General features: G+C 45.0%; 19 protein-coding genes. 15 read left to right on the top strand and 4 right to left on the bottom strand.

Features of this window, described 5'->3' with window-relative positions; translation table 11 throughout:
• A partial coding sequence (locus tag V3V99_11880; GenBank protein MEE9443353.1) for a transposase occupies positions 1-188 on the top strand: 188 nt, incomplete at its 5' end.
• 65 nt (positions 189-253) lie between these two features.
• On the opposite strand, the gene V3V99_11875 is transcribed toward V3V99_11880, so the two are convergent.
• On the bottom strand, positions 254-1,651 hold the full coding sequence (locus V3V99_11875) for a sodium:alanine symporter family protein (protein ID MEE9443352.1): 1,398 nt from the start codon (positions 1,649-1,651) through the stop codon (positions 254-256).
• Between the two features lie 529 nt (positions 1,652-2,180).
• On the opposite strand from V3V99_11875, the gene V3V99_11870 reads away from it, so the two are divergent.
• Together V3V99_11870 and V3V99_11865 are read left to right on the top strand one after the other, a co-directional pair.
• Entirely contained in the window at positions 2,181-2,633 is a 453-nt protein-coding gene (locus tag V3V99_11870; GenBank protein MEE9443351.1) for a hypothetical protein, read from the top strand.
• Positions 2,633-3,166: a hypothetical protein gene (locus V3V99_11865; protein MEE9443350.1), complete on the top strand. Its 534-nt coding sequence runs from the start codon at positions 2,633-2,635 to the stop codon at positions 3,164-3,166. The genes V3V99_11870 and V3V99_11865 overlap by 1 nt, the downstream gene beginning before the upstream one ends.
• Before the next feature lie 54 nt (positions 3,167-3,220).
• Here V3V99_11865 and V3V99_11860 read toward each other — a convergent pair whose 3' ends face one another.
• Together V3V99_11860 and V3V99_11855 are read right to left on the bottom strand one after the other, a co-directional pair.
• Complete coding sequence (locus V3V99_11860) at positions 3,221-4,168, bottom strand: hypothetical protein (protein ID MEE9443349.1); 948 nt, start codon at positions 4,166-4,168, stop codon at positions 3,221-3,223.
• A 98-nt stretch (positions 4,169-4,266) separates the two neighbouring features.
• Positions 4,267-4,722 carry a heavy metal-associated domain-containing protein gene (locus V3V99_11855; protein ID MEE9443348.1) on the bottom strand — a complete coding sequence of 152 codons (456 nt, stop codon included), beginning with the start codon at positions 4,720-4,722 and terminating at the stop codon, positions 4,267-4,269.
• Positions 4,723-4,978: 256 nt separating this feature from the next.
• On the opposite strand from V3V99_11855, the gene V3V99_11850 reads away from it, so the two are divergent.
• Genes V3V99_11850 through V3V99_11830 form a run of 5 tightly spaced genes read left to right on the top strand, consistent with a single transcriptional unit; the run spans position 4,979 to position 9,149 of the window.
• A complete protein-coding gene (locus tag V3V99_11850; protein MEE9443347.1) occupies positions 4,979-5,614 on the top strand; it encodes a hypothetical protein in 636 nt (211 codons plus the stop codon).
• 38 nt (positions 5,615-5,652) lie between these two features.
• Positions 5,653-6,645 carry an NAD(P)-dependent oxidoreductase gene (locus tag V3V99_11845; protein ID MEE9443346.1) on the top strand — a complete coding sequence of 331 codons (993 nt, stop codon included), beginning with the start codon at positions 5,653-5,655 and terminating at the stop codon, positions 6,643-6,645.
• A complete protein-coding gene (locus V3V99_11840; GenBank protein ID MEE9443345.1) occupies positions 6,642-7,067 on the top strand; it encodes a hypothetical protein in 426 nt (141 codons plus the stop codon). Before V3V99_11845 ends, V3V99_11840 begins: the two co-directional genes overlap by 4 nt.
• 9 nt (positions 7,068-7,076) lie before the next feature.
• The gene (locus V3V99_11835) at positions 7,077-8,228 is read left to right on the top strand and encodes an aminotransferase class V-fold PLP-dependent enzyme (protein MEE9443344.1); all 1,152 of its coding nucleotides are present in this window, start codon (positions 7,077-7,079) and stop codon (positions 8,226-8,228) included.
• A gap of 24 nt (positions 8,229-8,252) precedes the next feature.
• Positions 8,253-9,149 carry a DMT family transporter gene (locus V3V99_11830; protein ID MEE9443343.1) on the top strand — a complete coding sequence of 299 codons (897 nt, stop codon included), beginning with the start codon at positions 8,253-8,255 and terminating at the stop codon, positions 9,147-9,149.
• A 6-nt stretch (positions 9,150-9,155) separates the two neighbouring features.
• On the opposite strand, the gene V3V99_11825 is transcribed toward V3V99_11830, so the two are convergent.
• Positions 9,156-10,079 carry an alpha/beta fold hydrolase gene (locus tag V3V99_11825; protein MEE9443342.1) on the bottom strand — a complete coding sequence of 308 codons (924 nt, stop codon included), beginning with the start codon at positions 10,077-10,079 and terminating at the stop codon, positions 9,156-9,158.
• 138 nt (positions 10,080-10,217) lie between these two features.
• Between V3V99_11825 and V3V99_11820 the strand changes: the two genes are divergently transcribed.
• The 7 genes from V3V99_11820 to V3V99_11790 all read left to right on the top strand — a co-directional run bounded on the left by V3V99_11820 (position 10,218) and on the right by V3V99_11790 (position 15,056).
• Complete coding sequence (locus tag V3V99_11820) at positions 10,218-10,961, top strand: hypothetical protein (GenBank protein ID MEE9443341.1); 744 nt, start codon at positions 10,218-10,220, stop codon at positions 10,959-10,961.
• A complete protein-coding gene (gene murQ / locus V3V99_11815; GenBank protein ID MEE9443340.1) occupies positions 10,961-11,881 on the top strand; it encodes an N-acetylmuramic acid 6-phosphate etherase in 921 nt (306 codons plus the stop codon). The genes V3V99_11820 and murQ overlap by 1 nt, the downstream gene beginning before the upstream one ends.
• Positions 11,882-12,002: 121 nt before the next feature.
• Positions 12,003-12,212, top strand: coding sequence for a 50S ribosomal protein L31 (rpmE, locus tag V3V99_11810; protein MEE9443339.1), 210 nt, complete (start codon positions 12,003-12,005; stop codon positions 12,210-12,212).
• 126 nt (positions 12,213-12,338) lie between these two features.
• Positions 12,339-13,316, top strand: a complete 978-nt coding sequence (locus V3V99_11805; GenBank protein ID MEE9443338.1) for a DUF1385 domain-containing protein — start codon at positions 12,339-12,341, stop codon at positions 13,314-13,316.
• An 89-nt stretch (positions 13,317-13,405) separates the two neighbouring features.
• The gene (prfA, locus tag V3V99_11800; protein ID MEE9443337.1) at positions 13,406-14,482 is read left to right on the top strand and encodes a peptide chain release factor 1; all 1,077 of its coding nucleotides are present in this window, start codon (positions 13,406-13,408) and stop codon (positions 14,480-14,482) included.
• A 143-nt stretch (positions 14,483-14,625) separates the two neighbouring features.
• Positions 14,626-14,853, top strand: a complete 228-nt coding sequence (locus V3V99_11795; protein MEE9443336.1) for a PspC domain-containing protein — start codon at positions 14,626-14,628, stop codon at positions 14,851-14,853.
• Positions 14,854-14,900: 47 nt separating this feature from the next.
• The gene (locus V3V99_11790; GenBank protein ID MEE9443335.1) at positions 14,901-15,056 is read left to right on the top strand and encodes a hypothetical protein; all 156 of its coding nucleotides are present in this window, start codon (positions 14,901-14,903) and stop codon (positions 15,054-15,056) included.
• Positions 15,057-15,059 lie beyond the last annotated feature (3 nt).

Genomic DNA, 15,059 nt, shown 5'->3' with positions numbered 1-15,059 from the left:
TAAAAAGTCAATTGGCGTCAAGGATGCGAGAGTTTTTTCCGTGGTTGTCAAAAGTCTATTGGAATGAAAACATTGTTTGGTCACCGGGCTATTTCGTAAGCAGTGTAGGTTTGGACGAGAAGACAATCCTGAACTATGTAGAACTACAAGGACAACAGGATTCAGGACAACTCCGTCAGGAGTTGTAACAACCGCGAAGCGTTTGGTGTAAGCCTATAGAATCCCGGCTTTAGCCGGGGGTATCTATTGGAATTTATCGGTAGGGTTTATGTTCGCGGGAATAATATTCGTCGGTTATTTTCTTGACGAGTCCGGCCAGAACAATCAAGGCCAACAGATTGGGTAAGGCCATCAAGGCCAGACAAATATCTCCAAAAGTCCAGACTACTTCAAGCGGGTTAACTGCTCCCCAGAAAATCATCAGGCAGAAAATAATTCGGTACGGAATTATTACTTTATCTCCAAACAGATATTGAATCGAGCGGTCGCCGTAATATGACCATGATATCATCGTTGACGAGGCAAAGAGGAGCACCGCTGCGGTTACGATATATCCGCCGTATCCTCCCATGAAGGTGAGTCCCTGAGAAAAAGCATAAGTCGTTAAAGGAGAACCGTTGAGAAATAATCCGTTTCCGGCCGCGTCAACCGCATTCCAGGCGTTGGTCAGGACAATTACAAGTCCCGTCAAAGTACAAATTGTGATGGTATCAATGTAAGGACCCATCATGGCGACGGTACCTTCGCGAACCGGTTCGTCGGTCTTGGCCGCGGCATGCGCGATCGGCGCCGAACCCTGACCGGCTTCATTCGAAAATAAGCCGCGTTTGATTCCCCAGATAAGACAGTGCATGAATCCGGCTCCGGCAAATCCGGCCGCCATTCCCGGCGGCGAGAAAGCCGAATTGACAATCGTTGTGATCGCTCCGGGAATTTTATCATAATTTATGAGAATAATTAAAAGAGCTCCGAGGATATAAATAACGGTCATGATGGGCGCCAGAATTGATGTTACCCGACCAATTCTTTTGATACCGCCCAGAATAACCATTCCAACCAGAATCGCGATAACGGCTCCGGTGATATAGACGCTGATATTAAAATCGGATTTCATCTGGTCGGCTACGGTGTTAGCCTGCACGGCATTTCCGGTCGCCAGGGCGCAAATCGACGCCGCTCCGGCAAAAACAACCGCCAGCCATTTCCATCCCAGGGCTTTTTCGATGTAATACATCGGTCCGCCGGACGCCGAGCCGTCGGGATTGATTTTTCGATACTTCATCGAAAGAGTACATTCGGCGTATTTTAGTGATGTTCCCAAAATCCCTGTCAGCCACATCCAAAACAAGGCCCCCGGCCCGCCGTAATGAATCGCTGTAGCGACTCCTGCTATATTACCAATTCCAATCGTGGCCGAAAGAGCGGTGGATAAAGCCTGAAAATGAGAGATATCCCCTGCGTGTTCGGGATTATCATATTTGCCCCGAGTAATATCGATGGCGTGTTTGACCTGGCGTAGCTGAATCCACGATAGACGAAATGCTATAAATATACCCGTTCCGATCAGCGCCACAAGCATCCAGGGGAAAGTTTCCTGACTGCCCCAGAGATTATCATTAATAGTAGTTAGAATTTCATGAAATTTTTCCACGAGTCCTCCCGAAGCGATAACTGTATAATAGGTAAATGACGTTTTTTGCGGTGGTTTGTGAATTCATGTTAACCCAAAGTATATAATACCCTCGCACGGGGCAAGGGAAAAGTACATTTGAAATTTAAACCTATACACATTTTAATCAATAACTCATTCTGCTACCAGTTTCCTCGCAAGCGCGAACGTCGGCACGGCATGAATAACATTTGAATGATCGATATTGGAATTACTGTAAATTATATTTCGCTTTCAGTGTCAAAGGCCTAAATTTTTCTTGCATTATTCGCGTATAGCTTTTAGGTTTTATTAGGTACTGCATCTGGTATCATCTACAAATATCAGCCAGCACTGGGCTAAAGTAATAAGCCTGGGAAATCAAAGTTACGAATGCTTTTAATTAGATTTCCTTAGCTTACGAATGGTAGATTGTTATTAATGATAATAGAAATGAAAACCAGGATAATGTATAGGACTCAAGGATATCTTGTTAACGGCAATATAGATCTTTAACCACATTGGAGAATTTATGAGTTTCATATTTCAATCAGTACCTGAAAAGTACGATCTTCGCAAACACCTCAAGGTTGGTGATCGCGTAGCTTGGCTTGCCAGTAGGGAACGCGACAAGATGAATGCTGGAAACATCATATACTTCTGGCTGGCTGGCAGTCCAAAACATCGTGGACTTTACGGATGGGGTCAAATATCGGATTCGCACACGTTCGTAGATGAGCAGGGTGTTAATCGGGTTAAGGTTGAGTGTAAGAAGTCCTTTCTTGCCCACCCAAAACGATTTATCCCAAGTAAGCTTATTCAAAATAATCCGGTTCTGGGAAATAATCTGCTGTTTCGGTATCCACCGGGGACTAACTTCCTTCTTACAGAATCAGAAGATATGGAATTACGAGAACTGATAAAACATTATCTCGGTGGAGATTGGTCTCCTCCCGGTACTTCAGTTAATGGAGGGCAAACATAATGCGGCTTGTGACGAGAATAGTAGTCTTGACCATATTTAGTGGCATCATTATTGCCTCATGGATATTCTTCTTCTATCATGGTTGGCATGAGTTTACCACCGAAGGTTCTCAACTCACTGAACGCGAATGGTCTTTGCTCCGGTGGGGATTTATATTCATTGTAGGTCAAGTACTTTTATTTTTTATTGCGCTAGGCAAAAACTACTTCGGCCTTGTTAAAGACAAAGATCTTATAGAGATAGCCCGACATCAAGCACATCGAATTGTACTTGATAGTAAGGGAAATCCGAATAGCCTAAAGATCAGTTATTTGGAGGCGAGAAAGCAATTAGTGACTGAACAACAAGAAGCCCTAGGGAAAGGAAAAGTTTTCATTAACGAACTACTGAAAGAATTCGGCCGTGAGACTAAACGCCAAGCCAAAGAAGCAGTTGACTGGGATAGAAGTTTTCAAGAAATAGCCGGATTCACATTGCCTTCAGACAAGGAAGCCGATTCATTTGAGTTCGTCTTACCCATCAAAGGCAATTAAAGTGTTTAGGATAGTCTGGTCGGATTTGATCTTGTCCCACCAGAATAATTATTTTCAGAAATTTATTCCCGCGGAGATGCGGAAAGTTTCATCAAAATCACTGTGATGTAAATACGCCAGATCAATTATATATTTATCAAAAATGGCGCCGAGTCCGGCAGTAAAACGAGACTGGTCATACCCGATTCGTCCGAACGCGATATCTTTATAACCCAGTTGTAAACCAGCTTGAAAATCGGCTGAGATTTCGCCCTGCCATAACTCGGCGTTTTGCTTTCGTCCTTCGAATCTGAAAATCACCTGTCCTGTTGCAAGAGCCGTCATACTTTGATGGGCGAAGCGAATCGACATCCCCGGTTTGACAGCGGGATAAATCGTTTCGGTATTATCATTGGAATAGGCCAGAAAAGTTGAGGTCAAATCGGTGACGACCAGCGCCGCGGTTATTATGGTATCTACTTTATAGACAACCCCGGCATCTAGGCCCAGACCGTAGGCGGTTTCAACGGCGATATCGCGGTATATTATCTTGGCGGTGATGCCATATGATACATTATCCCGATATTTGCCTGCCAGCGATCCGCCCAGCATAATATCAAAATGATTTTCTTCTCGAACGACAACCGGATATTGACTCTGGGGATCAAATTCGGTAATTTTTATGCCACCCCCTCCCAGATAATACAGGTAGGCACCATAGCTATTCAATCCCGTAGATTTTCCAGAATTAGAAGAAAATCCGATAAAATCATGATTCAGAAGCGAACCGAATGTTTCCGAGTGCATGGTCATTATCTGGCGTCCGGAAGTGTAGGCCAGTCCGGCAGGATTCCAATAACCGGATGTCGCGTTGAATGGTCCCGCAATGACGGCTCCCCCCATACCGAGAGGCCCGGCGCCAACGCCTAACGAAAACGGCTCACCGGCGTACTTGGTGGCGTAAGCGGGGATAACGAGAATAAATATCATGCTTATCGCAAGAAAACATTCTATAAATTTCATGGCGCTAATATAGCCCAAAATATCTGATTGGGGCAATAGAAAAAGCGGAGAAACTCACCCAGGCTCCTCCGCCAAATTTTTAAGTTTATAATATAAACTTATTTCTTGCCCGGGCAGCAGGCCTTTTTGTCTTTGCACTTGGCCGGGTCGCAACCGCCGTGAGCGGCCTTTGCACCGGTGGCCTTGGCGTCAGACAATTTGGCCGGATAACCGGCTTTGGTAACAACCGCCGTCAACATAGAAGGTTCCACCTTGGAATCTATCTTATAATGAACGGTGGCGGTACCTTTCTCAAGGCTGACCTTGACGCCATGAACGCCTTCAACGGCCGTCAGAGTTTTGGTAATTCTACCGACGCATCCGCCGCAAGTCATGTTCGATACGGTAAAAATAACGACTTCACAATCCTTACCCGGAACACAAGCGCCCGTGTGTCCATCGCTATTAGCTTTGGTCAACTTGGCTTTGGAGGAAGGACATCCCTCACCGGCAATCGCCGAGCTGCCAAACGCAAAGAGAGCGACCAACATCAAACATACCGAAAATATACGCATTTTCACTCAAGCCTCCTAAAATAGTTTTATCTACAAACAATATAAGGATTTTCTTCTCGCGGTCAAGTCAATATATAACAACATTTGTCCTCGATTGTCTTATTGATGACTTTAACCCCCAATCTTGCCTTTTGTTCCTGAATCGTAAGATTTTTTGAATACTTAAGCGTCCATTATTGCGAAATAGTTGCCAAATTTTCCAAATAGCTTAAATTGTAATTTAATGAAACTCCGGGAATTATTAGAAAAATATATTTTGTCCTTTTTTCGGCTGTGGGCGAATGAAAATGATATTGCCCGATTAAATCCCGAGATAAACATCAATCAATTGCCGGGTCCTTTTTCATACTCGGCTGCTCTGGGCAAGTATTCGGAGGATATTTTTCACAAAAAGACTGATATGGGACGTTTGATTCATTTGATGAAATACCGCCAAAATGCGCAAGCGGCAAAGAAACTATCTGGGATTCTAATTAGTTTTATCAGGGAATATCCTCTTCCTCAACATCCGGATTTGATAATAACAATTCCCGATACAATTACAAATTGCCCGATAAGTCCCGTGAAATACCTGGCTGAAGCAATAGGAAAAGAATTTAACTGGCCGGTTCGTCATGATATTTTTTCGCATATTAATGTCGGCCCGCCTCAAAAGGCGCGTACCTTTAACGAGAGAATAGAGGATAATTTAAGGCGATACCGCCTCGATTATCCTGAATTAGTCCAGGAAAAAAATATTCTTCTCTTCGATGATATCTTCGCGACCGGACAAAGCATGATTGAAGCCGCTCAGCATATCTGGGATCAACGGCCCCGAACGGTCATGGCGATGGCTCTGGTAAAATTGGGATCACAATACAAGATTTATAACGATGAATCTGAGCATAACTAAAGCTTGAAAAGCAGCCTTCAATCCGGTAAATTGGCGGGATGCAGGGCGAAATCAAAACGATTTTAATAACAGGCGCTAATGGTTTTATCGGCAGCCGAGTTTGCCGGCTCCTGGCCGCGTCAGGATACGCCATCAGGATTATCTGTCGAGAGAGTTCAAATTTAAGCTTACTCAGCGATATTCCCTATAGCAAATACATGGCCGACATTACCAATCCCGATTTTCTCATTCCGGCGGTAACCGGTGCCGATTACATAATTCATCTGGCCGGCCTGGTTAAGGCGAAAAGGAAGGAAACATATTTTCGGATTAATCAGCAGGGAACTTTGAATATATTGAACGCCGTCAAGAATCACAATATTAATCTCAAGAGATTTGTTCTTATTTCATCGACCGCAGCTTACGGGCCGTCACCTGGTAAGCCCCGTCGCGAAGAAAACCCGCCGCAACCCCTGACAACTTATGGACAGAGCAAACTTGCCGCCGAAGAAGCAGCTCGACCATATTTTGATTTATTCCCGATTACAATTCTTCGCCCGCCCGGTGTTTACGGTCCGGGAGACAAAGCAATCTTTCCACTGTTTAATATCGTCAACAAAGGTATCCGTCCCTATATGGCGGGGGGGCGAAATCGAGTTCAGATGATTTATGTCGATGACCTGGCTGAAGCAATTAAATGTGCGATCGAATCATCAACTTCTTCCGGCCAGGCATATATAATCGCAGATAGAGAAGCGCACACAATTCGGGAAATGCTCGATGAGATAGGTACATTACTTAATAAAAAAGGGATTGGTATCTCGATCCCTCTATCGTTTCTTAAAGGCATGGCGTTATTCTCCGAATTTTTATTCCGGGCTTTGGGGCAAACGCCTCACTTTTCGCGGGAAAAAGTAATAGAATTAACCGCCGACTGGGAATTTGACGTATCCAAAGCCAGGAATGAACTGGGTTTCGAGGCGCAAACGAATTTTACCCATGGCGCTCGAATGGCAATTAAGTGGTACCGCAAAAAAGGATGGCTAAAATGATGGGATTCAGTTTTGAGCTTTTGCTCTTTTCACTTCTCTGGGCCGGAATCTCGCTTTTGATAATCGATTATATCTGGTATCTTCTGGAGAAAAAATTGGCGTTACTCAATAAACTCCCCAAAGATATTTTGGAAGAGATCAGCATCGGTTATTTCTTCTCCAAATATATAATGCAATTATCGTTTCTCGTTGCCGTCCCATCCGCTATTTACAGTTTGTTTTATTTAACCCTTCCTTTTTATGGCGCGCGGGCGGGCATCGCCGTCGCATTTGTTCTTTTTGTCCTGGGAATAGTACCTTTTACGATATCCCTGATTATGCGAGTAAAATTACCTCTATCGTATGTTTTATTTCAACTGGCCGGTTATTTGATAAAGCTGGTCATAGTCTACGGCATAATCGGATATATATATATTCTTTAAGGATTAAAAATGAGCATCGAGAAATCTCTTCGCAGACACTTTCCACACACCAGTAAGAAAGTTTATTTCAATGCCGCCTCAAATGGTCCTCTCCCCAATCCGGCTTTCAAAATCATAACCGACAGTAATCGCATCGCGAATATGGCGGCCATCGGAGCGCGGAAAGAATTGTTTTCGTCGTTAGATTCAATACGTAGAAATGCCTCGAAGATTTTCGGATGCCGGCAGTCGGAAACCGGATTTGGATTCAATACAACCTTCGGCATCAACCTGGCCGCGTTTGGATTGCCCTTAGGCAAAGATGATGAAGTGCTTCTCGTCGATGTAGAATTTCCCGCCAATGTTTATCCCTGGCTGGAACTCCGCAACCGCGGCATTAAAGTTAAATTTATTAAGACGCAAAACGGGTTTCTAAATATCGATGATTTGCAAAAAGCTATAACGAAAAAAACGAAAGTCGTATCGATTTCTTTCGTGCAGTTTTTTAACGGTCATAAAAATGACCTGAAAAAAATCGGAGAGATTTGCGGGAAGCACAAAATATATTTTGTCGTCGACGCCATTCAGGGCGCCGGATGTGAACCGCTACGAGTCAAAGACTGGGGCATCGATATCGCTTCGGCCGGAGGTCAAAAATGGCTGCTGTCACCACAGGGAACGGGGATCTTTTACGCTTCCGATAGGATCCAGAAAATTATATTGCCCCCCTGGCGAAGCTGGCTGGGAGTTGACTGGAAAGCTAACTGGTCAAATTTTCGCAATTTCAATAAATCCTATGTATTGGGCGCTCAGCAATATGAACTGGGGACGTATCCGGTGTCACTGGTGAATGCTATTGAATGGTCTCTTGATTTTATGCTTAAAAACGGGATTAAGAATATTCAAAAGCATAATCATAATTTACTTGATAAATTGATCACCTATCTCAAATCGGAACCGTATTTTCAAATCGCGAGTTCCCTGGCGCAAAAACATCGAAGCTCAATTTTGAGTTTTAGAGACACGGGTGATAAGATCGAAGATATTTACAAGTATCTCACCCGTAAATCGATTATCACGTCATTGCGTGAAGGATGTATCCGAGTTTCTGTTCACCTGTACAATAATGAATCCGACATGAAGACTTTAATATCCGCTTTAAGGAAATGCGTTCCCCATTAACCGTTTTGAATATGAGATATTTTAATGAATCTTCTGGGTGAACTGGCTGCTTTATCAACAGCCTTCTGCTGGGCAGGCGGGACGTTGTTATTTACGATTGCCGGGCGCAGTATCGGCTCATATAATGTCAATAAACTGCGCATACCAATCTCGGCGATATTCCTCGCGCTGTTTCTTGTCTTTGGATATAGTACTTTATTTCCAACCGGAACCGACACCCGAGCCATACTTTATCTGACATTATCGGGACTAATCGGCCTGGTTCTCGGGGATACCTGTTATTTTAGATGCCTGGTCATACTCGGCCCGCGTCACGGAGCATTGATGCAGTCACTGGCTCCGCCCATGACCGCCATCGCCGCTTTCTTTTTGCTGGGTGAATATTTATCTTTCATGGCAATTGCCGGAATCGGGATAACTTTGTTTGGAGTCGCCTGGGTATCAACCGATAAAAAAGATTCAAAGATCAATAGTCGGGAAGGTTCGAAATTGGTTGGAATACTAATGGGTGTCGGAGGCGCCGCGGGTCAGGCTTTGGGGCTGGTATTGGCCAAAGAAGGCATGGGGGAATCATTCAACCCTCTTTCGGCGACCTTTATACGTATGTTGTCATCGGCAGTTATAATTTGGATTTTTGCCGGATTACGCAGTGAAATAATTTCAACGTTTAAAGCAATTTCATCCCGCAAGGCTTTATATGCTTTAGTAGGCGCGGCCTTTTTGGGGCCGACGATAGGCGTCTGGATGTCTTTGGTTGCCGTTAAACATACTCAAGCCGGAATCGCGGCGACAATTATGTCGTCATTTCCGGTCGTGGTGATTCTACTTGTAATGATATTCTATAAAGAGCGCCCAACCCTTCGTTCGGTACTGGGCGCGATAATCGCCGTCATCGGCGTATCGATGCTGTTTGTTGAGTAGTAATAATTATTCTTTAGATTTTACCAATTCCACAAACGCATTCATCAATCTATCACTATTGGCATTAATTAAGTCCTCCTCTGCTTCCGGCAGGATCATCCACTTCCCTCCGATATCGCGTAATTCGGCCAGAGATTCATTTTGGGGAATATCGTTTTCTCCGGAAGCAATAAGCAAAAAATTATCGGGATGGAATTCGGTCGCCATTCCGAATTGGTCGGATATATCGGTTTCCTCAATATCAATTTCATATCCCGATTTTTGTTTCATCCACCACCAGATAAACCCGAGATAAAAATCGGGAATGGACAAATCTCTCCTGGCGATTTCTCTTTTTTGCCAGTCGCGCCCGTCAATAATCGGTTCTTCGGCAATAACAAAATCTATCCGACTTTCGTTTTCCCAGATTCTGATAGCGGCTGTACCGCCCTGGTCCTTTCCCCAGATAATCAGGGGTTCGATAATTTTATCCTCAAGATAGAGGCGCGAGATGACCGTCTGCAAATCGTTACTTTCGAAATACCCGCCGCTGCGGTAATCGCCTTCGCTTTCGCCGAACGCCCGCTGGTCATAATAAAATACATTAAATCCGGCATCGGTCAGATGGCGCGCCTTTTCATATCGACTGGATAAATCATCCGACAATCCATGCAAAACGATAACGGTACCTAATGCCGAATCCGACGCCCCATTGTTTTCATTTTGCGCCGCCATGAAATAGCAAACCAGTTTCAAATTATCTTCGGTCATGATCGTGAACGGTTCGGTATTAAGTCCCGAATCGGACTTTTCAGACACCCCTTCGATTTCAGGTCGGCTGATAATTTTTCCCGATTGAATCAGGGGATAAATCCAGAGAGCCAGAACCGCCACGACGGCGATTACGATGGCCATACTTGCTTTGATAGCTTCTTTTGTCTTTTTTGTCATAATCCGATAAATAACAGTCTGACATAAGGATTGGCAATAAAAATTGCACAAAATCTAAAATTCTTATTTGCGTTTATTATTCGGAATCGCTACCATATTAGGGTAAATTGTGCATGACGCCGTTCCGATAATAATGATATGAAAAAGATTTTCAAAATATCCTGGATAATAGTTGCCGCAACGGTATTGATGACCGGTTGCGGAGGGGATTTAACGAACCCCGGTTCAGGGGATGAAGACAGTTACACTGTCGCGGCAGTATTGACAAAAAGCCTCGAAACCGATTCGGCCTTTATTGAGATTTCGTTGCTCAAAAATAATCAAGTTTTTACCGAAGCAAATGTGACTCTGGCCAGCATAGAAATTTCAAGCAATACTGTTCGATATTATCGGGCTTATGGTCCCGATACAATATTAGTGGGCAATAGTTATCAATTGCAAATCAGCGATTCGACTACCCAGATACTTTCTACTAATATTACGTTGCCCGGCTCGGTGACAATTAACGGCCCGGATATTAGGAATTACACCGGGGGCGCTGAAGCGGTTGCCTGGAGTGGTAGCTCGGGAAGTTCCGGTTATATTTTGGCGACAACTCCTCCGGCGGCATTTTCCGACCTGGACGGATATGGTGAATTTACAGGAAATCTATCGGGTTCAATTCCCTCGGAAACGTTTATGCTAAATCTTACCGATCGGATAGTCGGCACTCATATGATATATGTGGCCGCTTATACCGGAGCTCCGTTTGATGGCGATGCAATTCCGTTTGATATCCCGGCAACAGGCCGTCCGGCCAATAACATTACGACCGGCGACGTAACCGGTCGGGTAGCTGGAATAGTTATTTCTTCTCCCGATTCGATAATCGTGACGAATTGATGAGCGACAAAGCGAGAAAACTCCTTGGTCACCTGAAACAACTCGAAACCGAAAGCTCCAATCCCAAATCTTTTAATATCGACCGCCTTCCGGTGGTCGATATATGCCGGATAATTAATCAGGAAGATCAAACCGTCGCTGGTGCCGTTGCCGAACAAATCCCTCAAATCGCCCGAACGGCTGAAGAAGTCGCCAATGTCATTCGAAATGGCGGGCAAATATTCTATATCGGAGCCGGAACTTCGGGAAGATTGGGCGTTCTTGATGCCGCCGAAATACCGCCTACTTTTGGAGCCGACCCATCTCTATTCACCGGCGTTATCGCCGGAGGCAGAGATACGCTGGTACTATCAAAAGAGGGAGTCGAAGACGAAACCGAACAGGCCAAAATCGATTTGGTGAAATTCAATTTTTCTAAGGACGATATGCTGATTGGCTTAGCCGCTTCGATTAAGACACCCTATACAATCGCAGGAATCGAGTATGCAAAATCTGTCGGAGCGGCAACGGCTTTTATCATCTGCAATAATGCCAATTCATTGGAAATTAAACCCGATTTTCTTATTCAGCTAATAGTTGGCCCGGAGGTAATTACCGGATCAACCCGGATGAAATCCGGGACAGCCCAAAAGATGACGCTGAACATGATTTCAACCGCGGCCATGGTACTTTTGGGAAAATGTTACGGCAACCTGATGGTGGATTTGAAGGCGACCTCGAATAAACTCAAAGCCCGGTCTCGCAAGATTTTGATAGAGCTTCTCGATATTGACTATGACCAGGCCGATAAGTTACTGGAAGCATCCAGCGGTTCGGTTAAAGTCGCTATTGCCATGCAGACCCTCGGGATTGACAAATCCGAGGCCAAAAAACAGCTCGAAAAATCCGGCGGCTATCTCTGGAAATTACTCGAAGAATAGTCTAACCGGCAACAATCGAGCCGTAGTAAAATTACTTGTCTTTTTACCGAAAAACGTTATATTGACCGACTGTCTTGAGGAAAAAGCCTGCGTATAAAGTTGAAATGAAAAAGGTGTAAATATGAAACCGAAAATTCATCCCAAGTATGAACCGACCACAATCACCTGTGCCTGCGGAGCAGTGATTGAAACCCGTTCGACTCTCAAGGATATCAAGGTGGAAATCTGCTCCGATTGCCATCCGTTTTTCACCGGTAAGCAGAAACTGGTCGATACGGCCGGTCGCGTCGAGCGTTTCCGTCGGAAATATAAACTGGACAAGAAAAAATAATAGATTATTTTTAGCTTCAGGTTTGATTGATGCGTATTATTCTTACGGTTGGAGATTTTTGGGAGATAGCCTCCAGCCGCTTTTATATTAGTTGAGACTGTTCTTTATAGAACTACAGGAGACATCATGCCGGATTTGGCGGTGGGCGGACAAGCTGTAATCGAAGGCGTAATGATGAGGTCGGATGACCGCATCGCCACGGCGGTACGTATTCCTTCCGGTGAAATCAAGGTCAAAACCGATAAATATATTTCTCTGACCAAACGTAAAAAGATATTAGGCTGGCCGATCATCCGGGGAGCCGTTTCGTTCATTGAAATGCTGATTATCGGCATCAAATCATTGAATTTTTCGGCGGATGTCGCGGTTACGGAAATCGAAAAAGAAGAAGCCGCCAAAAACGGCGAAGTTTACAAAGAAAAAGAAAAGAAAAAATCGAATACTCTGGTTTTGGCCGGAACGGTTGTCTTCGCCCTGGCGCTGGGGATTACGATCTTTTTCTTTCTGCCTCTGGTAATTTCTTCCCTTCTTCATGTAAAGAAAGACGCGCTGTTATTTAACATCGTTGCCGGAATTATTCGCGTAATATTTTTTATTATGTATGTCTGGGGAATCTCATTTATCGCTGATTTTAAACGGGTTTTCGCTTATCATGGAGCCGAGCATAAATCGATTTTCGCTTTTGAATCGGGGGCCAGAATGTCTCCGGAAGATGTCAGTTCTTACCCCCGTCGTCATCCCCGTTGCGGAACAAGTTTTATATTGATCGTCGCGATTTTTGCCATTCTTATTTATTCTATCTCGGATACGATTTACGCAATTGTAACGGGAGAAGCGCCTGGGCTGATGAAGCGGTTCGGCATTCATTTTTCGCTTCTGCCTCTGGTGGCCGGGGCGTCATACGAATTGTTGAAGCTGTCAGGCAAAACCCGCGATTCCAAAATTACCAGGCTTCTGATCGCTCCCGGTTTATGGCTGCAAAGTATCACCACCAAAGAACCGACAACTGACCAGATCGAAGTCGCTATCGTCGCGTTGGAATCGGCCATGAATATTGAGAATTCGGAGCTATCGGTCAAACGAGTCCAGGTCCCCGCGACTTAGCGTTTCTTCAATTTCAATCCGCAAAAACTAAAACGCCTTGCACGGCAAGTTTATCTTGTCTATATTTTTAAGGTAGCAATGAGGATACTATGCTGGAGTTACTCGATAAAATAGATGAACGATACGACGCGGTCGGAGTGGAATTATCTTCGCCCGAGGTTCTTGCCAGTCCGAGCAAATTGAAAAGTCTGGCGCGCGAACACCGTCATCTCGAGGAGATAAAACGAATCGGCGACGCATATCGAAAATTAATAAAAGACATCAATGAAGCGCGCGAGATTATTCAGGCCGATGAAGACGCCGATTTGGTTGAGATGGCAACGACCGAACTGGAAGAAAACGAATCCCGGCAAAAAGAGATTGAAGATAAGCTGCGGATACTTCTTCTTCCCCGTGACCCCAATGACGATAAAAACGTTTTAGTCGAGATTCGGGCCGGGACCGGCGGCGAGGAAGCGGCTCTTTTCGCGGCCGATTTATACCGTATGTATTCCCGGTATGCCGAAGACCAGGGCTGGAAGGTAGAACTATTATCCGGCAACCCGACCGGAATCGGCGGCCTGAAAGAAATAGTCTTCGGCATCAACGGCGATAGCGCCTACTCACTTTTGAAATTTGAATCGGGCGTGCATCGGGTCCAGAGAGTACCTTCCACCGAAAGCTCGGGCCGAATCCATACCTCGGCGGCGTCGGTAGCGGTTCTTCCCGAAGCCGAGGATGTCGATATCGAGATTAAAGAATCCGAATTGAAAGTGGATGTATATCGTTCGTCCGGTCCGGGCGGGCAGTCGGTCAACACTACCGATTCGGCCGTGCGTATCACGCACCTTCCGACAGGTTTGGTTGTCACCTGTCAGGATGAAAAATCTCAATTGAAAAATAAAACCAAAGCTATGAAAGTTTTGCGAGCGAGGCTTCTTGACAAGGCAATCCGAGAGCAACAGAATAAAATCGCCGCCGACCGCAAATCGATGGTCGGTTCGGGTGACCGCTCGGCCAAAATTCGGACGTATAATTTCCCTCAGGGGCGCGTTACCGATCATCGGATAAATCTGACGCTGTACAAATTGCAGGCTATCCTTGACGGCGATTTGAGTGAAACGATTGAGGCTTTGCGCAAACACGAGCAGGAACATCAACTGGCCGTGGCAGGGATGGCTAAATAAGTAAAAACTATTCCAAAACTCAGTTTTTCAACTATCCCATCCGGTCTGGCTGTCAAAGAAGTTATGAATAATCAGCCTTACGATTTGTATATATAGTAACATTGGTGCCAGTCGCCCGTATCTAAATATAAAAGGGGTGTAGCATGAAAAGATTATATCGTTCGATAGAAGATCGCAAAATTGCTGGGATTTGTGGCGGGATCGGTGAGATGCTCGAAGTCGATCCGACGCTGGTACGATTGATAACAATTGTCCTGGCAATCAGCACCGCTATATTTCCAACGGTGATCGTTTATTTTGTTAGCTGTCTATTCATTCCCAACGCCGTCCCAAAGAACACCCACGTCAAAGACGGTGCCGCAACGGGGTAAGGTGAAGATTAGATTGCGGATCAGATGTCCGCATCCGGAACGTTGCCATGGTCGGGGTCGGGAATATCGGCTCGGTTCTGGTTTCCTACAAGGAATTCCATCGTCAGGGTTTCCGCATCAAATTGATTTTTGATAATGACCAGCGTAAGATCGGTTCCAATCATAAAGGATTGATCGTATCGGATATCAAAACACCGAATTAAAGT

The sequence above is a fragment of the Candidatus Zixiibacteriota bacterium genome (genome assembly GCA_036480375.1).
Classification (GTDB): Bacteria; Zixibacteria; MSB-5A5; order GN15; family JAAZOE01; genus JAZGGI01.
This window is presented reverse-complemented; position numbering and strand designations above follow the sequence as displayed.